Genomic DNA, 23223 nt, shown 5'->3' with positions numbered 1-23223 from the left:
CTGCCCTTACTAAGGAGAGGCTAACTCGTGTCGGAGGTCGACGTCATGCAGCCCAGCCCCGCAGAGGTGGCCCGTACCCTGGCCGCCGGCCGGCTCGCCGGCACCGCCCAGGTCGCGTACCGGCCCGGGCCGCACCAGGTCCGACACGCCACCGACCCGTCCGGCCGGATGCTGCTGCTCGTCTCGGTCGTCAACAACCTGGCGGCGGCACTCCGGCCGACTAGCGGCGGCCGGGGTACGGCGCTGGTGCTGGACGTACGGGACCTGCCGCCGGCCGCCGGGGCGCCGTCGCTCGGCCGGGTCTGGCTCTCCGGCTGGCCGGAGCCGCTGACCGGAGCGGAGGCGCGACTGGCAGCAGTGGACTTCGCGGACGTCGTACCGACCGGGGACCTGCTCGACGTCGGCCGGGGATTCACGCTCTACCGCTTCGAGCCGGCCGAGATCCGGCTGGAACGGGGCGGCACGGTTCGGCACGTCGAGCCGGCCGAGTACGCGGCGGCCGAACCGGATCCGCTGCACGGGTTGGAACGGGACCTGCTCGCCGACCTCGCGGACCACCACGGACCGGAGATCGCCGCGTTCCTCCGGCGTCAGCTCGGCGACGTCGTACCGCCGGCCGGCGCGGACGAGCCGGCGCCCCGGGTGGTCCGGCTCGACCGGTACGGCATGGTGGTGGCGTTCGGCGGACGTGCCCGCTGCCGGGCCCGGCTCGCCTTCCCTCGCCCGCTGCGCGGCCAGGCGGACCTGGCGGAGCTGCTGCATCCGGTGCTCTGCCGGCGCCGGCACCAACCGGACCAGTCGATCCGCCCGGACCAGACAACGCCCGCCGGCCAGCCACCGCGCCCGGACCAGGACCGGCCCGCCGCCACCTCACCCGACCAGGCCTGGTCGGACCGGTAACCCGAACAGGCCGGCCGACCCGGACAGCCCCAGGCCGGCTGACCCGGACAGCAGATCGGCCGCCCCGGACAGCAGGCCGGCCGCCCCGGACAGCAGGCCGGCTGACCCGGACAGCAGGCCGGCCGACCCGGACAGCCCCAGGCCGGCTGACCCGGACAGCAGATCGGCCGCCCCGAACAGCAGCGGGCCGGCTGACCCGGTGCGGGGCACCGCGTCCGTTGGTCGGGATGGCCCGTGCCGTCCCGCCGGGGGCCGGGGTCAGCCCCCTGCGGGCCGCTCCGGTGCACCGGTGAGCTGGCCGAGGTCGCCGGTCAGATAGCGCTGCACCGTCGGCCCGACCGCCGCGACCACCATGTCCGGCGGTGCCGAGGCGAGCGGCTCCAGCCGCAGGATGTACCGGACCATCACCATCCCGGCCATCTGGCTGGCCACCAGCGACGAGCGCAGCGGCGCCTCCGCCGGGTCGATCTCGAGCAGCCCGGTCGCCCGGCGCAGCACCTGGGTCTCCAGGAACTCCCGGAGCAGCCGGGCGGTCCACTCGTTGTTCATCGCGGACCGGAACAGCGCGGCCGCGGCCGTGCCGGCGGGGGAGTCCCAGACCCGCAGGAACGTCCGGACCAGCCGCTCGCCGACCCCGTCGATCCCGTCGGCGGCGATCTGCGGCAGCAGTTCCTGCGGATCGAACGGGATGTCGATGGTGGCCAGGAAGAGCTGGTCCTTGGTGCCGAAGTAGTGGTGGACCAGGGCCGGGTCGACCCCGGCGCTGGTGGCGATGGCTCGGATCGAGGTGCGGTCGAAGCCGCGTTCGGCGAACGCGTCCCGGGCGGCTCTGAGGATCACCTCCCGGGTGTCGGGGTTGCCCGGTCGCCGTCCGCTCCGTCGTGCCATCGCCGTCCTCGTACTCGTCTTCTCCGTGGCCGCCGGCCGGCGCCCGCCTCCACCCGTGGACGCCGGCCGGCGGTGCGGACCGTCAGCCGGTGCGCCGCCGCAGCGTGGCCGCCGCGAGTACCAGGGCGACGACCACCGCCGCCGCGACGATCGCCACGTCGCGCCACATCGTGCCGGTCGGCTCGGCGTACGCGCCGACCTGCTGTAGCGCCTCGACGGCGTACGACAGCGGCAGGGCGTCGCTGATCGCCTGTAGCCAGCCGGCCATCTGGTCCCGGGCGACGAACAGACCACACAGCAGGATCTGCGGGATCACCACGACCGGCATGAACTGTACGGCCTGGAACTCGGTCTGGGCGAAGGCGCTGCAGAAGAGCCCGAGCGCGACCCCGAGTACGGCGTTGACCACCGCGATCAGCACCACCAGTCCGGCGTTGCCGGCGGTGGAGAGGTCGAACAGCCAGTACGCCACTCCGGCCGCGACACCGGCCTGTACCGCCGCGGCCAGTCCGAACGCGAGACCGTAGCCGAAGAGCAGGTCCAGCTTGCCCAGCGGAGTGGTCAGCAGCCGTTCGAGCGTGCCGGAGGTGCGCTCGCGGAGCATCGCGATGCTGGTCACCAGGAACATGATCACGAACGGGAAGACGCCCAGCATCACCAGCGCGATCCGGTCGAAGACGCCCGGCTGTCCCGGCGGCGCGGGCTGGTCGCCGAACATGTAGTAGAGAAGCGTGAGCAGCAGGGCCGGCACCACCAGCAGCATCGCCACGGTACGCCGGTCGTGTCGGAGCTGGCGCAGGATGCGGCCGGTGGTGGCGGCCAGGATTCGCAGGCTCATCGACCCGTCCTCCCCTCGGCGGCCGGAGTGAGTCCGTCCTCGGCGGAGTCGACGGAACCGGCCGGAGTACGGCGGTCCTCGGCGGAACCGGCCGGAGTACGACCGTCCTCGGTGGGGTCGGCCGACTCGTTCGCCCGGATCAGCCGCAGGAACGCCTCCTCCAGGTCGTCGGTGCCGGCCGCGCCGCGTACCGCCGACACGGTGTCGTCGGCGATCAGCCGGCCCTCCCGGATCAGCAGCAGCCGGTCGCACCGGGCCGCCTCGTCCATCACGTGGCTGGAGACCAGCAGCGTGGTGCCCTCGGCGGCCATCGCGTGGAACCTCTCCCACAGCTCGGCCCGGAGCACCGGGTCCTGGCCGACGGTCGGCTCGTCCAGGATCACCACCTCCGGGCGGCCGACCAGGGCGCAGGCCAGCGAGGCCCGACTGCGCTGGCCGCCGGAGAGGGTGCCGACGAGCTGGTCCGCCGCGCCGGCCAGGCCGACGTCGGCGATCGCCCGGTCCGCCTCGGCCCGGCCCAGGCCGTAGAGCCGGCCGAAGTAGCGGGTGTTCTCCCGGACGGTCAGGTCCGGGTAGACGCTCGGCGCCTGGGTCAGGTAGCCGACGCGGCGGCGCAGCCCGCGCGCCCCGGCCGGCTCGCCGAGCACGGTGACCGTGCCGCCGGCCACGACCTGTACGCCGACGATGGCCCGGAGCAGCGTGGTCTTGCCGCTGCCGCTCGGGCCGAGCAGGCCGGTGACGCTGCCGCGCGGGACGGTGCAACTGATTCCGTGCAGCACCTGCCGCTTGCCACGGCTCACGACGAGGTCTCTGACCTCGATCGCGGTCTCCATGGAGCCTCCCTCCGAGAACTCACCAACTCAAGAACTCACCAACTGTTGAAATCAACGCTAGTTGAAATCTTGGCGGCTGACAATCGCCGACCGGGATGCGGCGGCTTCGAGGTGCTGTCGGTTTTCCGGCGACAATGGGCCGGGTACCGGGACGACGTGGGCGCCGGGTTCCCAGGACGGCAGGGGGACGGGCGGCGGACAGCGGACAGCGGACGGAGTGGAAGTGATGCACAAGCGCAGGGTCGGTGCCATCGGACCGGAGGTGTCGGCGGTCGGGCTCGGCTGTATGGGGATGAGCATGGCGTACGGGACCCGGGACGACGAGGAGTCGGTGCGTACCCTGCATCGCGCCCTCGACCTCGGGGTGAACCACCTGGACACCGCCGACATGTACGGGCGGGGGCACAACGAGGAACTGCTCGGCCCGGTCGTCCGCAAGCGCCGCGACGAGGTGTTCCTGGCGACCAAGTTCGGCAACCGGTTCAGCGGCGAGGGCAACACCACCGCCTCCCCCGGCGCGTACGTCGACAGCAGCGGGGCATGGGCCCGGGAAGCCTGCGACGCCTCGCTGGCCCGGCTCGGCGTCGACACCATCGACCTCTACTACCTGCACCGGCGCAATCCCGAGACGCCGATCGAGGAGACCGTCGGAGCGATGGCCGACCTCGTGGTCGACGGCAAGGTGCGGTTCGTCGGGCTCTCCGAGGTGAGCCCGGCGACCCTGCGGGCGGCGCACGCCGTACATCCGGTGGCCGCCGTGCAGATGGAGTACTCGCTGTTCAGTCGGGACGTCGAACGGGAGATGCTGGCGACCTGCCGGGACCTGGGCGTGGCGCTGGTGGCGTACTCGCCGGTGGGCCGGGGGCTGCTGACCGGCACGATCAGCGGCCGGGAGCAGCTCGACGCCGAGGACTTCCGCAACCGGGCACCCCGGTTCGCCGAGGAGAACATGGCGGCCAACCTGGAGCTGGTCGACCGGGTCCGGGCGGTGGCCGCCGAGATCGGCTGTACGCCGGCACAGGCGGCGCTGGCCTGGCTGCTCGCCCAGGGCGACGACGTCCTGCCGATTCCCGGCACCAAGCGGGTCCGCTATCTGGAGGAGAACGCCGCCGCCGAGGAGCTGCGGCTGACCGGCGACCAGGTGGCCCGACTCTCGGCCGCGGTGCCGCCCGGGGCGGCGGCCGGAGAACGGTACCCGGAACAATCAATGCGATTTCTCGGCAAATAAGGGATGAAGAGAATGAAACGCCCAGGCAGCGCGTGATCGGGCGTTGCGTCATGATCGGACCTGCGGCACGATGACGCCGTGGATCACGGTCCGTTACTGCAACTCGGGTTCCTCGACGACTGGACGGACCGGTTGCGCAGGATGCCCGGCCCGCCCGTCGTGGCGGTGCTGCTGCGCGGCAGCTATGCCCGGGGCGCCGCCACCGCGTACAGCGACGTGGACATCGATGTCCTGGTCAGCGGTGGCCCGTACGCCGCGTACCCGGCCTATCTGGTGGAGGCCGGCGACCGGCTCGCCCACCTGTCGGTGGCGGTACGGGACGTCCGATCCTGGCTCGACCGGCTCGACCGGCCCGCCGAGTGGTCCTTCGGGCTGCCGGTCGTCGCACCGGCACGGTTACTCTGGGCACACGGCGCCTGGCGCTCGTCCGTCGACCTGACCGAGATCCGCCAGCGTCCCGCCGACCCGGATCTGGAGGAACTGGTCGCCGCGCTCGGCAAGGTGGGCGGGGCGTGCACGGCCGGCGCCGAGTACGACGCCCGGCTCGCCGCCGCCGAACTGGCCCGGCGCTGCCCGTCGGTGCTCCGGCTGGCGAACCGGGCGGTCACGGTCGCCAGCCGGCGGGACGCGCTGGCCGCCGCGCTGAACCTGCCGGTCGCGCCGGACGGCTACCGCGACGACATGCTCACCTGCCTCGGGCTGCGCCCCGACTCCCTGCCCCGGCTGCACGCCGCCGCGCACCGCCTGGTGGCCGGGGCGGTGGCGCTGGCCCGCCCGTACGCCGACGAGCTCGCCGGGGTGGTCGGCGCCGACCTCGCCACCGCCCTGCACGACGGTCGGCTGGACCGCTACGTCGACCAGCTCGCCCGTCCCGACCGGCCCGAGGCGTCCACCCCGCCCCGCCCCGCCGCCCGGCCGGCCGGCCCCGCCGACCGGGACGCCGAGCCGATCGACCGGGACCCCGAGCCGATCGGCCGGGAAACCGAGCCGGCCGAGCCGATCGACCGGCGGGTCGGGACGGAGGCCAGCGGCAGGCGGGAGCCAACGATCGGCGGCGGGCCGGATCGGGCGACCGGCGGCGGCCAGGAGCCGACGATCGGCGGCGGGCCCGACCATGCGGTCGGTGGCGGGCTGGACCGGGCGATCGGTGGGAGGCAGGAGCCGGACGGCGGCGTGGCGCGGGCCACTTCGGCGGGCGGAGGCGGGGACGGGGCGACGGTACCGGTGCCGCGTGCGAAAGAATCGGGAACTATGCCCGTACCCGATCTCTCCCCGGCCGCCCCGGCGACCGCGCCCGGGCCCGATCCGGCCGGCCCCGCCCGGCCCACGGCCCTCGATCCGGCGATCGCCGCGCGGCTGCGCCGCACCCCCGACGGACTCGTCGCCGCCGTGGTCCGGGCGCACGACTCCGGCGACGTGCTGATGGTCGCCTGGATGGACGACGAGGCGCTGCACCGGACCCTCACCACCGGCCGGGCCACCTACTGGTCGCGCAGCCGGCGGGAATACTGGGTCAAGGGCGAGACCTCCGGGCACCACCAGTACGTCCGGGCGGTGGCGCTGGACTGCGACGGCGACGCCGTGCTGGTCAGCGTCGACCAGGTGGGCGTGGCCTGCCACACCGGAAGCTGGACCTGTTTCTCCGACGAACTGCCGGTCACCGGGGCCAGTGCCGGCTCCGCCGGGCCGGCGTCATGACCGAAGCTGGAGCGGTGACCCGATGACGACCGGTGCGGTGAGTCCGGACGAGGCGACCTTCCGTGAACTGGCCCGCACGAGGCGGGTGGTGCCGGTGGTCCGGCGGCTGCTCGCCGACGGGGAGACCCCGGTGGGGGTCTACCGGAAACTGGCCGGCGGGCCGGGGACGTTCCTGTTGGAGTCGGCGGAGCAGGGTGCCGGCGCGGCCGGGATCGCCTGGTCGCGCTACTCCTTCGTCGGGGTACGCAGCAGCGCCACCCTGGTCGAGCGGGGCGGCCAGGCGCACTGGCTCGGTACCCCGCCCGCCGGCCTGCCGACCGGTGGCGACCCGATGACGGCGCTGCGGGCCACCGTGGCCGCGCTGACCGGCCCGGCCGCCGTCGGCCCGCTCGGCACCGATCGGGACTCCCTGCCACCACTGCTCGGCGGCATGGTCGGCTACCTCGGCTACGACGTCGTACGCCGGTTCGAGCGGCTGCCGTCGCTGACCGAGGACGACCTGCGGCTGCCCGAACTGGGCATGATGCTCGCCACCGACCTGGTCGTGCTGGACCACTTCGAGGGCTCCGCCATCCTGGTGGCGAACGCCCTGCTGCCGGCACCGACGCACGCCGACGGGGACGCGTCGACTGCCGACGCGGGCGCCACCGGTGCCGGGACGGCGGGAGACGACCCGGAGCGGGCGGCCCAGGTGACGGCGGCGTACCACCAGGCGGTGGGCCGGCTGGACGCGATGACGACCGCGCTGTCCCGGCCGATCCCGCCGATGATCGCCACCGTCGACCGGCCGTCTCCCGGCGAGGTGTTCAGCCGGACCGCCGAGGGGGAGTACCCGAAGGCGGTCGAGGAGGCGAAGGAGGCGATCCGGGCCGGCGAGTGCTTCCAGATCGTGCTGGCCCAGCGCTTCGAGCGGGAGACCCCGGCCGACCCGCTGGACGTCTACCGGGTGCTTCGGGCCACCAACCCCAGCCCGTACATGTACCTGCTCCGGTTCGACGACTTCGACATCGTCGGCTCGTCCCCGGAGGCGCACCTCAAGGTCAGCGCGGGTGCCGACGGCGAGCGCCGGGCGATGCTGCACCCGATCGCCGGCACCCGGCCCCGGGGCAGCAGCCCGGCCGACGACGGTCGGCTGGCCGCCGAGCTGATCACCGACCCCAAGGAGCGGGCCGAGCACGTGATGCTGGTCGACCTCGGCCGCAACGACCTGGGCCGGGTCTGCCGGCCGGGCACGGTCGAGGTGCCGGAGTTCGCCACCATCGAGCGGTACAGCCACGTGATGCACATCGTCTCGACCGTGGTCGGGACACTCCGCGACGACCAGACCGCGTTCGACGCGCTGGCCGCCACCTTTCCGGCCGGCACGCTCTCCGGCGCACCCAAGGTACGCGCGATGGAGATCATCGAGGAGTTGGAGCCGACCCGGCGCGGCCTGTACGGCGGTACGGTCGGCTACTTCGGCTTCGGTGGCGACCTGGACATGGCGATCGCGATCCGGACCGCGCTGATCCGGGGCGGGCGGGCGTACGTGCAGGCCGGTGCCGGGATCGTCGCCGACTCCGACCCGGCCGCCGAGGACCGGGAGACCAGGAGCAAGGCGGCTGCCGTACTCGCCGCGATCGCGGCTGCCGAAACACTACGGCCGGCCCGGTGAGTACCGACGGCACACCCGGCCCGTCGCCCGTCGACCCGGCACGGTCGGCGGGTCGGCGGGAGTTGACGTACGCCGTGTTGTGCTGCCTGCTCGGCGCCGGCCTGGCGGTCTTCGCGGCGACCCGGACGTGGTCGGTCGAGTTGACCGCCCGTCCGGCGCCGCTGCCGCCGGACCGGGTCACCCGGACCGGCGGCGACCTGTTGCCCTGGCTGCCGGCGCTGGCCCTGGTCGGGTTGGCCGCCGCCGGAGCGGTGCTCGGCACCCGGGGGGTCGGGCGCCGGCTGGTCGGCGGGCTGCTGGCGGCCTGCGGCATCGGGGTGGCGGTCGGCGCCGGGTACGCCGGGTTCGGCACCGGCGACGAGGTGGGTCCCGGCTGGCCGCTGCTCTGTGTGCTCGGCGGCCTGCTGGCCGGGGCGGCCGGCGGGTTCACGGCGCTGCGCGGCGGCGGATGGCCGGTGATGGGTGCCCGCTACGAGCGGTCCCGGCCGGTGCCGGCGGGCCGGGAGACAACGGCGCTCGCCCCCGACGGCCGGCTCGACGGCCGGCGGACGACGGCCGCCTGGGACGCGCTGGACCGGGGCGAGGATCCGACGGCCGGCTGACGTCCCGACAGGGTCAGTTGACGATCGGCGGGATCAGTCGACGCCCCGACGGTCGGCTGAGAACCCGACCGGGCGAGTTTACGAACCGACCGTTGGCCGACGACCTGGCCTGGTGAGTTGAAACCCGGCCGGATGAGTTGACAACCCGGCCGTTGGTTGACGACCCGACAGGTCAGCCGACCGGTTGCCGCGCGTCGGCGGTGCCGGGGCGGACAACCTCTGTGGTGCTGCGGCCGACCTCGGCGCTGCCGTGGGCGATCTTGGTGGTGCCGGGGCCGACCTCCGGGGCCGGCGGCGGGGCGACGGCGAGCGCTGCCACCAGGGCGCGGATCTCGTCGCGCCGCAGTGCCCGGTCCCGGTCGGCGCAGATCGCCTCCCAGGCGTTGCCCCGGGCGGTCCGGATCCGGGCGTCGCCGATCATCGCCCGCTCCACGCTCTGCACCACGCCGACGGCGACGGAGAGTACGGCCCGGGGGATGGTGGTCAGGTCGATGGTCGAGCCAGGCTTCGCAGCGCTCATGGTCTTCCCCGCACGGAAATCGATCCGACTGGTCGGCGGCGGCCCCGCGACCAGTGTGCCCGACGTTGATGGTGCCCACCCGGTGTTTCCGGTGGGTGACCCCCGGATCAACGTTCATCCCGGGCCCGTTCACCATCCGGGACAACCCTCGCCGGCCGACGGTACTTCCTTGACCTCCGTCACAGCCGTACCGTTCCGGACGCCCGGCGGAGGCGGTCGGCAGCGCTCCCGCAGGTCGGAGCCGGCGTACCGGCGCCGCCCCGGCAGCCGATGGCGGAGCGTGATATTTCCCTCACCGGGCCGGGCATTATGCCGCAGCCCATTCCGTGAAGCACGCCATACCCCCGAGGGCGTCCCGTCCCGTGGCGACGCCTAGCATCGGCCCATGACACCCGGAGAGGGGAGTCCGTTGGTGACTGCTGAGCATCCGCACGCCGCGGGGGACGAAGCCGGATCGGCCCCGTCCGCCAACGTGCTCGACGAGATTCTCGCCGGAGTCCGCGAGGACGTCGCACGCCGGCAAGAAGAGGTCTCGCTCGAGAAGATCAAGCAACTCGCGGCGGCAGCCGCACCACCCCGGGACGCGTACGCGGCACTGCGCCGCCCGGGCGTCGGGGTGATCGCCGAGGTGAAGCGCTCCTCGCCGTCCAAGGGGCAGCTCGCCGAGATCGCCGACCCGGCCGACCTGGCCGGTGAATACGCCGCCGGTGGGGCACGCTGCATCAGCGTACTCACCGAGGGGCGGTGGTTCGGCGGCTCGCTGGACGACCTGGCGGCGGTCCGGAGCGCGGTGGACATCCCCGTGCTGCGCAAGGACTTCGTCGTCTCCAGCTACCAGGTGCACGAGGCCCGGGCGCACGGCGCCGACCTGGTCCTGCTGATCGTCGCCGCACTCGAACAGAACGTGCTGGTCGGCCTGCTGGAGCGGATCGAGTCGCTGGGCATGACCGCACTGGTCGAGGTGCACGACGAGGAGGAGGCGGACCGCGCCCTGGAGGCCGGTGCCCGGGTGATCGGGGTGAACGCCCGCAACCTGCGCACCCTGGAGGTCGACCGGTCGGTCTTCGAACGGATCGCCCCCGGCCTGCCGAACAAGGTGGTCAAGATCGCCGAGTCCGGGGTACGCGGCCCGCACGACCTGATCCGGTACGCCTCCGCCGGCGCCGACGCCGTACTCGTCGGCGAGGGGCTGGTCACCCAGAAGAGTCCCCGGGAGGCGGTGGCCGAGCTGGTCAACGCCGGCAACCACCCCGCCACCCCCCGGCCGGTCCGATGAGCCACCCGGCCGTTCCGACGAGCGCGAGGAGTGAGCCGATGTCGCGAGCCCCGCAGTTCCGCGTCGGTGGGAGCACGGCATGAGCGCCCCCACCCTGCCGGACAGCTCCGCCCAGATGCCGGACGGTGCCGGCCACTTCGGCCCGTACGGCGGCCGGTTCGTTCCCGAGGCCCTGGTGGCGGCATTGGACGAGCTGGACGCGGCGTACCGGAAGGCGCTCTCCGACGAGTCCTTCCAGTCCGACCTCGCCCGGATGATGTCCGAGTACGCCAACACCCCGTCCCGGCTCTACCCGGCCGAGCGACTCTCCGCCCGGGTCGGGGCGCGGATCCTGCTCAAGCGGGAGGACCTGAACCACACCGGCGCGCACAAGGTCCGCAACGTACTCGGCCAGGCGCTGCTGACCAAGCGGATGGGCAAGCCCCGGGTGATCGCCGAGACCGGTGCCGGTCAGCACGGCGTGGCCAGCGCGACCGCCGCCGCCTACCTCGACCTCGAGTGCGTGGTCTACATGGGCGAGGTGGACACCGCGCGGCAGGCGCTGAACGTGGCCCGGATGCGGATGCTCGGCGCCACCGTCGTACCGGTCACCTCCGGCTCCCGCACCCTCAAGGACGCCTTGAACGAGGCGCTGCGGGACTGGGTCGCCAACGTGGACCGGACGCACTACATCATCGGCACCACCGCCGGCCCGGCCCCGTTCCCGGAGATGGTCCGGGAGTTCGTCCGGGGCATCGGGGTGGAGGCCCGGCAGCAGTGCCTGGACGCCACCGGCGCGTTGCCGGACGCCGTCACCGCCTGCGTCGGCGGCGGCTCCAACGCGCTCGGCATCTTCCACGCCTTCGTTCCCGACACCGACGTCCGGCTCTACGGCTTCGAGGCCGGCGGCGACGGGATCGAGACCGGCCGGCACGCCTCCAGCATCACCGGCGGCTCGTCCGGGGTGTTGCACGGCACCCGCACCTACGTGCTCCAGGACGAGGACGGCCAGACCGTCGAGTCGCACTCGATCTCGGCCGGGCTGGACTATCCCGGGGTCGGCCCCGAGCACGCCTGGCTCAACGACATCGGCCGGGCCCGATACTCGCCGGTCACCGACGCGGAGGCGATGGACGCGTTCCAGTTGCTCTGCCGGACCGAGGGGATCATCCCGGCGATCGAGAGCGCGCACGCGCTCGCCGGGACACTCAAGATCATCCCCGAGCTGGCCGCCGAACTCGGGCGCGAACCCACCATCGTGGTCAACCTCTCCGGCCGGGGTGACAAGGACGTGCACACCGCCGGGGAATACTTCGGAATCCTCGACGGGGAGCGGTGATGAGCGAGACAGCGGGGGCTGCCGACCGGAGCATCGGGGTCGCGTTCGAGAAGGCGAAGGCCGAGGGGCGGGCACTGCTGATCGGCTGCATGCCGGCCGGCTTCCCGACCGTGCCCGGCAGCATCGCCGCGATGCGGGCGATGGTGGACGCCGGGGTCGACGTGATCGAGGTCGAGATCCCGTACTCCGACCCGGTGATGGACGGGCCGGTGATCCAGCGGGCCAGCGACATCGCCCTGGCCGGCGGCGTACGGGTCGCCGACACGTTGCGGATCATCGAGGCGGTGGCCGCGACCGGCGCCCCGGTGGTCACCATGACCTACTGGAACCCGATCGAGCGCTACGGCGTCGACGCCTTCGCCCGGGACCTGGCCGCCGCCGGCGGCACCGGCCTGATCACTCCGGACCTGATTCCGGAGGAGGCCGGTGAGTGGCTGGCCGCCTCCGACGCGTACGGGCTGGACCGGACGTTCCTGGTCGCGCCCTCGTCGACCGACCGGCGGCTGGCGATGACCGTCGCGCACTGCCGGGGCTTCGTCTACGCCACCGCCCTGATGGGGGTGACCGGCGCCCGGACGAAGACGTCGGAGGCGGCACCGACCCTGGTCGGCCGGGTCCGGGCGGTCAGCGGGCTGCCCGTCGGGGTCGGCCTCGGCGTCGGCACCGGAGCACAGGCCGCCGAGGTCGGCAGGTACGCCGACGGGGTGATCGTGGGCAGCGCGCTGATCCGTTGCGTGCTGGAGGCCGCCGACGAGACGGCCGGCCTGGCCGCGCTCGGTACCCTCAGCACCGAACTCGCCGAGGGTGTCCGCAGCGTCCGCCGCTGACCCACCAGCCTCGCCCCGCTGACCCCGCCCCGCCACGGTGGGCCGCCCGATCTCGCGCTGCCGACCGCACGCGTCGCCGGCGGGCGGGCGGGCCTTCCGGGCCTACCGGAAAACGGTCGGCGGGGCGCTTCGGCGTGTCCAGCGGGACGATCCGGCCGGAAATCACCTGTGGTCGACAACCGGACCGGGGTGCCGCCGGCCGGGGTAACGACGGTAGCCTGTGCACCCGTGACCCTCGCCTCGCTCTCTCCTCAGGCGGCCCTGCCGAGCCCCGCCACCGCCGTGTGGCAGCTCGGGCCGGTGCCGGTCCGGGCCTACGCGCTCTGCATCGTGCTCGGAATCGTGGTCGCCTGCGTGGTGACCGAGCTGCGACTGCGCCGCCGGGGCGTCGCCCCGTGGGCGGTGCTGGACATCGCGGTCTGGGCGGTGCCGTTCGGCATCGTCGGTGCCCGGATATACCACGTGATCACCTCACCCGGCGCCTACTTCGGCGAGGGCGGTGACCCGGTCCGGGCTCTCTACATCTGGGAGGGCGGGCTCGGCGTCTGGGGCGCCATCGCGGGCGGCGCGGTCGGTGCCTGGCTGGCCGTCCGGCAACTCGGCCTGCCGCTGACCGCGGTGGCCGACGCTGCTGCCCCGGGCCTGCCGCTGGCCCAGGCGGTCGGCCGGATCGGCAACTGGTTCAACAACGAGCTGTTCGGCGGGCCGACCACGCTGCCCTGGGGCCTGGAGATCCACCGGATGGATCCGGCGAACCCGGGGCACGCGCTCCGCGACGACAGCGGCAACCCCATCCTCGAACAGGGGCTGTTCCACCCGACCTTCCTCTACGAGGCGCTCTGGAACGTCGGCGTCGCCGGCCTGGTGCTGCTGCTCGACCGGCGGTTCAAATTCGGTCGGGGCCGCGCCTTCGCGCTCTACGTGATGGGCTACACCGCCGGCCGGTTCTGGATCGAGATGATGCGTACCGACGAGGCGAACGAGATCCTCGGCACCCGGTTGAACGTCTGGACTGCCGCCCTCGTCTTCCTCGGCGCGCTGGTCTACTTCGTCCGGGTGCGCGGCCCGCAGGAGTTCCTGGTGCCGGTCGGTGGCGTGGCCGCCCCGCTGGCCGGGGGCGGGGCCGCCGGTGGTGACGTGTCCCAGGTCGACGTCTCCCGGGAGCCGGCCGCGGTCGGGATACCCAGCGCGTACCAGGTGGTGACCGAGGAGGAGTTCCGGCGCTACCGGGAGACCGGCGAGGTGCCGCCCGCACCGGCTCCGGCCGGACAGCTCGACCCGGACGACGACTCCGACGGCGACGACGACGATCGGACCGGCGTCGACGGCGAGCCCGTGCCGGCCAGTGCGGCAGCGTCGCCGGAGAGCGCCGGGGAACCGGCCGGTGCCGGGCAGCCGGCCGACCGGGACGGCGAGCCGGCCGACGCCGGGGCCGCCCCGGGAACCGCCGACCGGGATCGTTGAGCGGGGGAGCCGGCCCGATGCGTACGGCTGTGGTGGTGGGCGCCGGAATCGGCGGGCTGGCGACCGCAGGCGCGCTGGCCCGGTCCGGATGGCAGGTGACCCTGCTCGAACGGGACGACCGGGTCCGCGCCGGGCGTACCGCGCTGGTGCTCTGGCCCAACGGGGTACGCGCGCTGCGTGCTCTCGGCCTCGGGGAGGGGCTGGCCGCGATCGCGACTCCGCTGCCGGACGTCGGGGTCCGGCGCCCCGACGGGCAGTGGCTGGTCCAGCCGCGCCCCGGGCTCGGCGAGCGCGCACCTGTGGTCGTACACCGGGAGGACCTGCACGACGCGCTGGTCGCCGGCCTCGGCGACCGGGTGGAGATCCGGACCGGGGTCGAGGTCCGGACGGTGCGGGCCGAGGACGGCGAGCGTCCCGCGGTCGGCGACGGGCGCGGCAGCTACGAGGCCGACCTGGTGGTCGCGGCCGACGGCATCGACAGCGCGGTACGCCGCCGGCTCGCGCCGGAGGCCACCGTGGTCAGCTCCGGCTGCGCCGCCTGGCGGGCGGTCATCCCCTGGTACCGGGCACCCCAGCTCCCGGCCGACCGGCCGGTGGACGGCGAGACCCTCGGCGCCGGTTACCGGTTCGTCGCGGCCTCGCTCGGCGACCGGGGCGCGTCCGGCGGCTCCACCCGGGGCGGCATCTACTGGGTGGCGACGGCGGCCGGCGCGTCCCGCCCCGAGTCGCCGGCCACCCAGCTCAGCCTGCTCCGGCGCTGGTTCGCGAACTGGCCGGCCCCGATCGGCGACCTGCTCGCCGCCACCGAGCCGGAGGACCTGGTCCAGCAGGAGGTACGCGAGCTGCGCCCGCTGCCCCGCACCTACGGCTTCCCGATCGGCACCGGTGGGGTGGTGCTGCTCGGCGACTCCGCGCACGCCATGCCGCACCACCTGGGTCAGGGCGCCTGCCTCGCGCTCGAGGACGCCGCCACGCTGCGCTCGGTGGTCCGGGAGGCGATTCCCGGTCCGGCGCTGCGGGAGGCGGTCGAGGCGTACAGCCGGCAGCGTCGTCCCCGGACCGTCACCGTGGTCCGGCAGACCCGGCGGATGTCGGCGGTGTTGCAGGCCCGGGGCCGGCTGGCGCTGCGGGCCCGGGACGCCGCCCTCGGCACCATCACGCCCCGGCTGCTGGGCAGCGCGGCCAGCGTCGCGGCCCAGTGGCGGCCACCGGAGTGATCGACCGGGGGTCGGCCGCCGGGTGACCCCCGGCGGATCTTCGGATGCCGGAGCCGGACCCGGTCGACGGGGCGGTGTCCGAATCGAACCTGGCCGCTGCCCGAGCGGATCCCGCCGGACCGTCCGGTTCGTCGGCTAACCGACCGGTCGGGAGGATGCCCCGCACGCCGCCGCGTCGCGCACACTACCCGGGAGCGAAGGTGAGGGCTCCCAGTTGCGGCACAGCGTGCCTGATCAACATGCCAGGACCGAGCGGTGGCAGGCCGCCCGGGGCGGAGTACGGCTGCTCGGGCCGGTCCGACTGGTCGGACCCCGGGGGCCGGTCGCGCTGCCGGACGGCGCGGCGGCACTGCTCGGCCTGCTCGCCCTGCGGCCGAACGAGCCCGTACCGGAAGCCGAACTGCTGGCCGCACTCGCCGGCCGGGACGCGCTGGCCCGGGCCGGTGCCCGTCCCCTGGACCGGCCGGCCGCACTGCTGGCGACCACGCTGGCCGGCTGCGGTGCACCGGGCACGCTGGAGATCCGGCCCACCGGATACCTGCTCCGGATGCCCAGCGGTCGGATCGACGCGACCCGGTTCACCCGGCTGCTCGGCCGGGCCCGGCGTCGCATGGCGGCCGGTGAGCTGCGTGCCGCCGGCCGGCTGTTCCGGGCCGCCCTGGCCGTCTGGCCCGACCCGGTGGCACCCGCCCGGCACGTCCCGGCCGGGACACCGGAGCCGCTGGCCGCCGCTCGCGTCCAGTCCGCTGCCGGAGCGGCCCCGGACGCGCTGCACCGGGTGCCGATGGTCGAGGGCGGGCGGCCGGCGGTGGAGGCTGCGGTCCAGCGGGTATCGGCGGTCGAGGACGGGCTGCCGGCGGTGGAGGCTGCGGTGCGCCGGGTGTCGGCGGTCGAGGGCGGGCGGCCGGGGGCGGAGGCCGGTGCCGGATCCTGCGACCTCTTCCGGCTCTGTCCCTCGGGATGGGCCGAGGTCGAGTTGGCTCGGCTGCGGCAGGCCCGGGTCGACGCCTTCGAGGAGCGTTGGGAGTGCGCGCTGCGGCTCGCCGTGACCGCGCACACCGCCGCCGGTGGCCCGGTCGCGGACCGGGCCGTGGTGGCCGCCGGGGCGACCGCCGCCCGGGTGGCCCGGGCCGGGGTCGCCGAGCTGACCTCGGCGGTGGCCGTGCACCCGCTGCGGGCCCGGCTGTGGGAGCTGCTGCTCGTCGCCGCGTACCTGGACGGCGGGCGCCGGGCCGCCGCCGAGGTGTACGGGCGGGCCCGGGAGGTCTTCCTGGAGCAGTTGGGCGTCGAGCCGGCCGGCCGGGTGTGCGTACTCGCGGCGGCGGTGCGCGGTGGCGAGCTGCCCGAGGACTGGGCGACGGCGTCCCGGCCGGCAGCCGTCCCGGAGGTTGCCGCCGGCCCGCCGGTGTCCCGGCCGCGTCCGGCCGCCCGGCTGCCGGTACCGCTGACCGCCCTGCTCGGCCGCGACGAACTGCTCGACGTCGTCGCCGAGCGTCTGCGCGGGCACCGCCTCGTCACGCTCACCGGCACCGGCGGGGCGGGCAAGACCCGGTTGGCGGTCGCGGCGGCGGGCGCGGTCACCGACCGGCCGGTCTGGTTCGTCGACCTGACCTCGGTGGAGAGCCCGGTACGGGTGCCGCAGGCGGTGGCGGCGGCGCTCGGCGTACCGGACGTGGGGCGGGACCTCGTCGACGCGCTCGCCACCGACCTCGGCCCGGTCCGGGCACTGCTGGTGCTGGACAACTGCGAACACCTGGTCACCGGCTGTGCGGAGCTGGTGGACCGGCTGCTGTCCCGCTGTCCGGAGCTGCGGGTGCTGGCGACCAGTCGGGTGGCGCTGCGGCTGCCCGCCGAGTCGCGGGTCCGGGTACCGACGCTCGCCGTACCCGAGGCGGACGGCGGGCACAGTCTTGCGGCACTGGCCGCCCATCCGGCCACCCGGCTCTTCCTCGAACGGGCCCGGGAGTTCGCCGGTCGGCCGATCCCGGAGGGCAGTGCCGACGCGGTTGCCCGGCTCTGTGTCGACCTGGACGGGCTGCCGTTGGCGATCGAGCTGGCCGCGGCCCGTACGCCGATGCTGACGGTGCACGAGATCATCGCCCGGCTGCACACCGACGTACGGCTGCTGCGCAGCCCCGACCCGAGACCACCGGACCGGCACCGCAGCGTCGCCGAGGCGGTCGAGTCCAGTCTGGCCCTGTTGGACGCCGACGCCTGCCGGCTGTTCGACCGGCTCTCGGTCTGCCTGGGCGGATTCGACGCCGAGGCGGCTCGGGCGATCGGTGGCCCGTCGGCGTCGGCCGCCCTGGCCGCGCTCGTCGAGGCGTCCCTGGTGGAACCAGTACCGCCGGGTCCGGCGGAGCCGCGCGATCCGACCGATCCGACGGACCCGACCGACCCGACCGATCCGACCAACCCGACCGATCCGACCGGATCGGCCACGCCAGCAGCTCCGCCCAAAACAACGGCTTCGGTCCTGCCGGCGGGTTCGGTCGGTCTGCCGGAGCGGGGTGGTCAGTCGGGTTCGGTCGCGCCGCCGGGGCAGACCGGGACGATCGAGCCGGCCGGCCGGACCCGTTACCGGATGCTGGCGCCGATCCGGCGGCACGCGTTGGCCCGGCTGGTCGCCTCCGGTGCCGAGGTGGGCGCCCGGCAGGCGCTGGCGACGTACTGCCTGAACCTGGCGGCGCGGGCCGACGCCCGGCTGCGTGGCGCCGCCCGGGACTGGTGGCTGGCCCGGCTGCGTGCCGAGGAGCCGAACCTGCGGTCCGCGATGGTCTGGCTGGCCGAGGCCGGTGCCGGCGGGCCCGCGCACGGCGACCTGCGGCTGGCCGCCGCGCTGTCGATGTACTGCCGGCTGGAGGGGAACTACCGGGAGGGGCACGGCTGGCTGGCCGCCGCGCTGGCCCGGCATCCGGACGCCCCGGCCGCGCTGCGGGTCCGGGCCGGTATCGGTGCGGCCATGCTGGCGATGCTGGCCTGCGACTATCCGGCCGCGACCCGGCACGCCGAGCTGGCCCGGGCGGCCTGCCAACTCACCCGGAACCGGCGGGCCGAGGCGCAGGTGGAGCAGATTCTCGGCTCGGTGGCCCGGGAGCAGGGCCGGTACGCCGAGTCCGCCTCCCACCTGGCCGTCGCCGGTGCCATCTTCGCCGACTGCGACGACGAGTGGGGCGAGGCGCAGATCACCGAACTGCGCGGCTTCACCGCCTGGCTCGCGGGTGACCTGGACCGGGCCGACTCGCGGCTGTGGGCGAGCCTGCGCCGGCACGAGCGGCTCGGTGACGCGCTGGCCGCCGCGAGCGCGCTGATGAACCTCGGTGCGGTCGCGCTCTACCGGGGCGACGTCGACCGGGCGTCGGCACTGCTGGACGTGGCCCTGAACCGGTACTCCGCGATCGGCTTCCCGGAGGGGGTCGGCTGGGCGCACAACCTGCGTGGCCTGGTCGACCTGCGTGGTGGGCGTACCCGGCGGGCCGCCCGGCACCTGCGGCTCAGCCTGGCCGCGCACCGCCAGGTCGGCGACCGGTGGCGTACCGCCAGTGTGCTGGAGGCGCTCGCCGAGGTGGCCCGGCAGGACGGCGACCCGGTGCGCGGTGCCCGGCTGCTCGGTGCGGCCGACCGGATCCGGGAGGAGATCGGTGCGCCGGTACCGGCCTGCGAGCGGGCGGACACCGAGGCGACCGAGCGGGCCCTGCGGGCCCAGTTGGACGCCCCGCCCCACCAGCTTCTGGTACCCGGTGGCGGCGGCTTCGCCCTGGCGCACCGGTACGGCCGGGAGGCGCCGCTGGACGCCGTACTGGCCGGTGGTGCCGGGGCCGGTCGGCGGTCGGGTCAGTGGCCGGAGTCGGCGTTCGGGTCGTAGGTGGTCGGCAGCTTGCCGAGCACTCCGTTGACGATGTGGATCCGCCCGCCGGCGACCCGGTAGTCGGCACAGACGCTCTGCACCTGCTCGCCGATCCGGGCCATCGTGCCGGCCGCGCTGACCGGCACCGTGCTGCCGTCGAGGGTACGCAGGGTGCCGTCGGAGACCAGGTCGGCCAGTGGGCGCGCGCCGGCCACCAGGTGTGCCCGGACCAGTTCGCGCAGCTCGTCTTTGCGGTGGATCATCAGGTCGTCGAGGTTCTCCTCGGAGAACTTCTTTCCGAACGCGTCGTCGGTGGGGGCCAGGATGGTCACCCCGCCGGGGGCGCGCAGTTCGGCGCCGAGGTCCGCCGCGCGTACCGCCGCCTCGAAGCGGGTGAGCACCGGGATCCACTGCAACGCCACGTCGCCGGGCTGGTCGGCCAGCGCGTCCGGGTTGCCCGGGTCGGTGCCGGACGGCAGCGCCGCGCAGAGCGGGCCGCTGACCCCGGAGCCGGCCGCCGCCGCGTCCGGGCTGTCCGGGCCGTCGTCGGTGCAGCCGGCGACAGTGCCGGCCAGCAGCGCGGTCGCGGCCAGCGCCAGCGCCGCCCGGGACCGGGTCCGGCCGATCCGGGTACGCCCGGCCGCACGCCGTCCGGCGGAGCCGGCTGCCGGAGTCGACGGGATGGACGGCTCGGACACGACAACCTCCACGACGGACGGACGGATCGACGGCTGGACGGATGCCGTACCGGTGGGCCGGGCGTCGGCGGCCCGACCCACCGGTACGGCGGGTGGTGCGTGGTTCTTCCGTTACACGCCGCTGGTCACGGCGCACACCGGAGCACGGCGCCGCTGGTCACAGCGTCGCGCACTGGCCCGACTTCGGGCCGTTCACCGAGTTGGCGACTCCGACGTTGGTGGGCGTCGGGCTGTTCGCCGCACAGCTGAGCGGACCGCTCACCGAGTTGCCGGCGATCAGGGCCGGGTCGCTGCCGGTGTTGTTCGCTGCCACCGAGACCGGGCCGGAGATCGTGTTGCCGACCAGCGAGACCGCGCCGGTGGTGCCGGAGATCGACACCGGGCCGCGTACGGTGCTGTCGCCGAGGAAGACGCCGGTGGCGCCGGCCGCGCTGACCGGGCCGCTGATCGTCGTACCGGTGGCGATGAAGGTGGCGCCGGGCCGGATGGTGACCGGTCCGTTCACCGTCGCGTCCTCCAGACAGGCGAAGCCACTGATGGTCAGCGGCCCGTTGTGCCGGCCGGTACGGGTCGGGTAGACCCGGGTGCCGTCCACCCACTCCTCGGCGCCCTGGGCGTCGAGCAGCAGCGGGATCAGGCCCCGCTCCGGCTGGGCCAGCGGCACGTAGTACCCGTCGCTGCCCTTGACGACCTTCCAGCCGTGCGCGGCGATCCGCTGCGCCACGGTGGCACCGACGTCGTTCGGACCGTCGGTACGCGCCCCGTTGTACTGCTCCTCGGTGAGCTTGTACGCACACGGCGCGTCGTCCAGGATCATCTCCGGCTCGGGCAGGTCGTCGCGCGGGCCCGCCTCACCGGGGTGCGGTGCCGGGTGCAGCGGGATCGGCCGGGAGCCCCGGAAGACGAGCCGCCCCTCGTTCGACGCCTGGAACTCGATCGCCTCGCCCCGGGCCTTCTTGATCGCCGGCAGGTTGGCCCGGTGGTAGTCGAGGAACTGGCTGAACGTCCAGAGCGCCGAGTACGTCTTGCGGCGCCGGTTGTTCGCCGAGTTGCCCTCGTCCGGCCGGGTCTGCCCGCCGGAGCTGCGCAGCTCCAGCAGCGAGTTGACGGTGTTCTTCAGGCCGAGCGTGTTGCGCAGGATGGTCTCCTCGCTCAGCCCGACGCTGCTGCCGCCCTGGCAGCCGTACGGGCAGGCCCACCAGCCGTCCTTGGCGCCCTCGACGTACATGTGACCCTCGATCATGTCCATCGACTCGTCGAAGATCTGCTTCGCCACGTTCTGGTGCCGGGGCGGAAGCATCGGCAGGTCACCGGCGGTGGAGTTGCCGTACTCGTGCCCGTCGTAGCCGGCCACCGGCCGGTAGTCGCGCAGCATCCGGACGTACGCCGCGGTCTCCGGCTGACGGATCAGCGAGTAGTCGCGGTTGAGGTCCTGCCCGGTCGAGTTGCCCCGGGTGTTGGCGGCCCGGCCGTCGCCGTTGATGGTCGGCACGATCAGCACGGTGGTGTGCTTGAGCAGGTCGACCGTCTTGGCGTCGGTGCCGAAGGCCAGCTTGCGGGCCAGCACCAGGCAGGCTTCCCGGTCACCGGGCTCGTTGCCGTGCACGTTGCAGTTGACCGCCAGCGGCGAGGTCGCGGCGACCGCCGCCGGGGTGGCCGGCGGTGCCGGGTAGCCGATCACCAGCATGTTGATCGGCCGGTCCAGCACGGTACGGCCGATCTCCACCACCCGGACCCGGTCGCTGAGCCGGTCGATCTCGGCGGTGTAGGCGTACTCGTTGACGTCGCTGGTGTACTGCGCCGCCTTGGTGGTCTCCCACTGGGTACGCAGGTTCTCGCCGGGGACGGCCGGGTTGCCCCACGGCACCAGCGTGGTGCCGGTGACCGGTGCCGAGTACGGCTGCTCGGCGGTGCCGATCCGGGCCCGTACCCGCCACTGGAACCGCAGGCCGGGGTCGAAGCCGGCGTCGGCGAAGGTCGGCGACTCGTTGTTGATCTGACGGTTCGGCCGCCAGACGCCGACCACCACCGCCGGGCCGGTCGCCACGTCCGAGGCGTCGACCGGGGTGCGCTCGATCTGGTAGTCGGTGGCACCGGGCACCGGGGTCCAGGCGACGGTGGCGTACCCGTCGGCCTGGGTGACGCGCAGCCCGGTGACCTGGTTGGGCTCCGCCGCCGTCGTGCCGGGTACCGCCGTGCTCGGCTGGCCGAGCGCCACCGAGGGCGCCGTGACGGCGCCGAGGCTGGCAGCCAGCAATGTGGACAGTACGACGACCGTCGGTTTCCTTATTCGCATCTGAACTCCGAGGGGGAGGAGTTGGGGGGACAGCATTCGGGGTCATCATGATCCCCGACGTGCGACGATGCAATGATCTTGAGGATGTCTTGAGCATCCTCGACCGTCCCCGCCAGCGCCTTCCGCCGAAAGTCCCGCCCCGACTCCTCCGGGGAGTTGGGCAGTCCGCCGGGTCAGCCCACCGGAGCGGGCTCGGCGATGCAGGCGGTGCCGATCCGGCGGAACCCGACCCGCAGGTAGACCCGGGCGATCTCCTCGCTGCCGGCGGAGAGGAAGATCAGGTTAGTACCGTCGTCGAGCAGCCGGCGGGCCAGCGCGGCGGTGACCGCAGCGCCCAGGCCCCGGCGCCGCGCCGTGGGCAGGGTGGCGATGCCGGCGATCTCGGCGACCTCCGCCACCCGCAGCGCCATCCCGCTGGCCACCGCGCCCTGGCCGGGCAGCTCGACCACGGCGGAGATCCGCCGGCCGGCCGCCGTCCGGGTGCGCTCCTCGTCCAGCGAGTCCACCGGCAGCTCGACCAGGGCGGTGTCCCGGGCGGCCGGACCGGCGGTGCCGACCTCGGTGCCGGGTGCGGCGAAGCCGACCGCCGCGACCGCGCGCCGGGCCGCCACGTCGGCGGCGAACGTCGGCGCCTGCGGGTCGAGGATCCGCACCGGTGTCGTGGTGGCGAAGTCGCCGGGCGGGGGCAGGGCGGCCGGGTCGAGCACCATCAGCGGCGCCTCCAGCACCGCCAACCCCGCCGACCGGGCCACCGCGAGCAGGTCCGGGTGGTTCTCGTGTACCCACTCGAACGCCTCCGGCAGGCCCAGGTCGCGCTGGCGCTGCCGGACCGCCGTCACGTCGGCGGCCGACGGCGGATCCGTGGCGTCCAGCCTCGGTCGGGCGTAGAATGGCCATCCCGCCCCGTCGCGGACGAAGAGAACCAGTCCGCCGAAGTCCTCGGTGTGTGCCCCGTCACGCGGCACCGCATCGTAAAAGCGTTCCAACCGGTCAAACGGCTCGTCTCGTACAGATGCCACCGGGGGAGCGTACACGTACGGGATCCCGGACATGTGATCAATTCCGCTGCCTGTGATCGGTCGAACTGGTGGACCCCGACGACCCCTGCCGTAGTATCGA

General features: G+C 74.3%; 16 protein-coding genes and 3 pseudogenes. 12 read left to right on the top strand and 7 right to left on the bottom strand.

What is annotated here, in order from left to right:
* The first annotated feature begins 45 nt into the window (after positions 1 to 45).
* The gene (locus Pen02_RS24470) at positions 46 to 900 is read left to right on the top strand and encodes a DUF2470 domain-containing protein (protein WP_239141235.1); all 855 of its coding nucleotides are present in this window, start codon (positions 46 to 48) and stop codon (positions 898 to 900) included.
* Positions 901 to 1158: 258 nt separating this feature from the next.
* On the opposite strand, the gene Pen02_RS24465 is transcribed toward Pen02_RS24470, so the two are convergent.
* The 3 genes and pseudogenes from Pen02_RS24465 to Pen02_RS24455 form a co-directional block, all read right to left on the bottom strand.
* On the bottom strand, positions 1159 to 1788 hold the full coding sequence (locus Pen02_RS24465; RefSeq protein WP_203868410.1) for a TetR/AcrR family transcriptional regulator: 630 nt from the start codon (positions 1786 to 1788) through the stop codon (positions 1159 to 1161).
* Between the two features lie 82 nt (positions 1789 to 1870).
* Positions 1871 to 2626, bottom strand: coding sequence for an ABC transporter permease (locus Pen02_RS24460; protein ID WP_203868409.1), 756 nt, complete (start codon positions 2624 to 2626; stop codon positions 1871 to 1873).
* Positions 2627 to 2745: 119 nt separating this feature from the next.
* Positions 2746 to 3459 (bottom strand): annotated as a pseudogene (locus Pen02_RS24455) (ABC transporter ATP-binding protein); the annotation flags it as partial.
* 226 nt (positions 3460 to 3685) lie between these two features.
* Between Pen02_RS24455 and Pen02_RS24450 the strand changes: the two are divergent.
* From Pen02_RS24450 to Pen02_RS24430, 5 genes and pseudogenes are all read left to right on the top strand, one after another.
* Complete coding sequence (locus tag Pen02_RS24450) at positions 3686 to 4687, top strand: aldo/keto reductase (RefSeq protein ID WP_203868407.1); 1002 nt, start codon at positions 3686 to 3688, stop codon at positions 4685 to 4687.
* Between the two features lie 141 nt (positions 4688 to 4828).
* Positions 4829 to 5443: pseudogene (locus Pen02_RS42850) on the top strand (nucleotidyltransferase domain-containing protein); the annotation flags it as partial.
* A gap of 495 nt (positions 5444 to 5938) precedes the next feature.
* A complete protein-coding gene (gene hisI, locus Pen02_RS42845) occupies positions 5939 to 6385 on the top strand; it encodes a phosphoribosyl-AMP cyclohydrolase (protein ID WP_203868522.1) in 447 nt (148 codons plus the stop codon).
* 22 nt (positions 6386 to 6407) lie between these two features.
* A complete protein-coding gene (locus Pen02_RS24435; protein WP_203868406.1) occupies positions 6408 to 8039 on the top strand; it encodes an anthranilate synthase component I in 1632 nt (543 codons plus the stop codon).
* On the top strand, positions 8036 to 8641 hold the full coding sequence (locus Pen02_RS24430) for a Trp biosynthesis-associated membrane protein (protein WP_203868405.1): 606 nt from the start codon (positions 8036 to 8038) through the stop codon (positions 8639 to 8641). Before Pen02_RS24435 ends, Pen02_RS24430 begins: the two co-directional genes overlap by 4 nt.
* A 283-nt stretch (positions 8642 to 8924) precedes the next feature.
* Here Pen02_RS24430 and Pen02_RS24425 read toward each other — a convergent pair.
* Positions 8925 to 9161: pseudogene (locus Pen02_RS24425) on the bottom strand (hypothetical protein); the annotation flags it as partial.
* Positions 9162 to 9633: 472 nt separating this feature from the next.
* Here Pen02_RS24425 and trpC point away from each other — a divergent pair.
* The 6 genes from trpC to Pen02_RS24395 all read left to right on the top strand — a co-directional run bounded on the left by trpC (position 9634) and on the right by Pen02_RS24395 (position 19128).
* Positions 9634 to 10437 (top strand): indole-3-glycerol phosphate synthase TrpC, encoded by an 804-nt coding sequence (gene trpC / locus Pen02_RS24420; RefSeq protein WP_203868521.1) that lies wholly within the window; start codon positions 9634 to 9636, stop codon positions 10435 to 10437.
* Between the two features lie 79 nt (positions 10438 to 10516).
* On the top strand, positions 10517 to 11755 hold the full coding sequence (trpB, locus tag Pen02_RS24415) for a tryptophan synthase subunit beta (RefSeq protein WP_203868404.1): 1239 nt from the start codon (positions 10517 to 10519) through the stop codon (positions 11753 to 11755).
* A complete protein-coding gene (gene trpA, locus Pen02_RS24410) occupies positions 11755 to 12582 on the top strand; it encodes a tryptophan synthase subunit alpha (RefSeq protein WP_203868403.1) in 828 nt (275 codons plus the stop codon). Before trpB ends, trpA begins: the two co-directional genes overlap by 1 nt.
* A gap of 228 nt (positions 12583 to 12810) precedes the next feature.
* On the top strand, positions 12811 to 14046 hold the full coding sequence (gene lgt, locus Pen02_RS24405; RefSeq protein ID WP_203868402.1) for a prolipoprotein diacylglyceryl transferase: 1236 nt from the start codon (positions 12811 to 12813) through the stop codon (positions 14044 to 14046).
* Between the two features lie 17 nt (positions 14047 to 14063).
* Positions 14064 to 15263 carry an FAD-dependent oxidoreductase gene (locus tag Pen02_RS24400; protein ID WP_203868401.1) on the top strand — a complete coding sequence of 400 codons (1200 nt, stop codon included), beginning with the start codon at positions 14064 to 14066 and terminating at the stop codon, positions 15261 to 15263.
* A gap of 226 nt (positions 15264 to 15489) precedes the next feature.
* Positions 15490 to 19128 (top strand): AfsR/SARP family transcriptional regulator, encoded by a 3639-nt coding sequence (locus Pen02_RS24395; protein ID WP_203868400.1) that lies wholly within the window; start codon positions 15490 to 15492, stop codon positions 19126 to 19128.
* Here the strand turns inward: Pen02_RS24395 and Pen02_RS24390 are convergent.
* The 3 genes from Pen02_RS24390 to Pen02_RS24380 form a co-directional block, all read right to left on the bottom strand.
* Complete coding sequence (locus Pen02_RS24390) at positions 19098 to 19808, bottom strand: fasciclin domain-containing protein (RefSeq protein WP_203868399.1); 711 nt, start codon at positions 19806 to 19808, stop codon at positions 19098 to 19100. The genes Pen02_RS24395 and Pen02_RS24390 overlap by 31 nt on opposite strands.
* A gap of 157 nt (positions 19809 to 19965) precedes the next feature.
* Entirely contained in the window at positions 19966 to 22104 is a 2139-nt protein-coding gene (locus tag Pen02_RS24385) for a M14 family zinc carboxypeptidase (protein WP_203868398.1), read from the bottom strand.
* Between the two features lie 173 nt (positions 22105 to 22277).
* Complete coding sequence (locus Pen02_RS24380; RefSeq protein ID WP_239141206.1) at positions 22278 to 23123, bottom strand: GNAT family N-acetyltransferase; 846 nt, start codon at positions 23121 to 23123, stop codon at positions 22278 to 22280.
* Positions 23124 to 23223 lie beyond the last annotated feature (100 nt).

This window comes from Plantactinospora endophytica, assembly GCF_016862915.1.
Lineage (GTDB): Bacteria > Actinomycetota > Actinomycetes > Mycobacteriales > Micromonosporaceae > Plantactinospora > Plantactinospora endophytica.
Note: the sequence above shows the minus strand (reverse complement) of the source record. Positions and strands in the feature narration are given on the sequence as shown.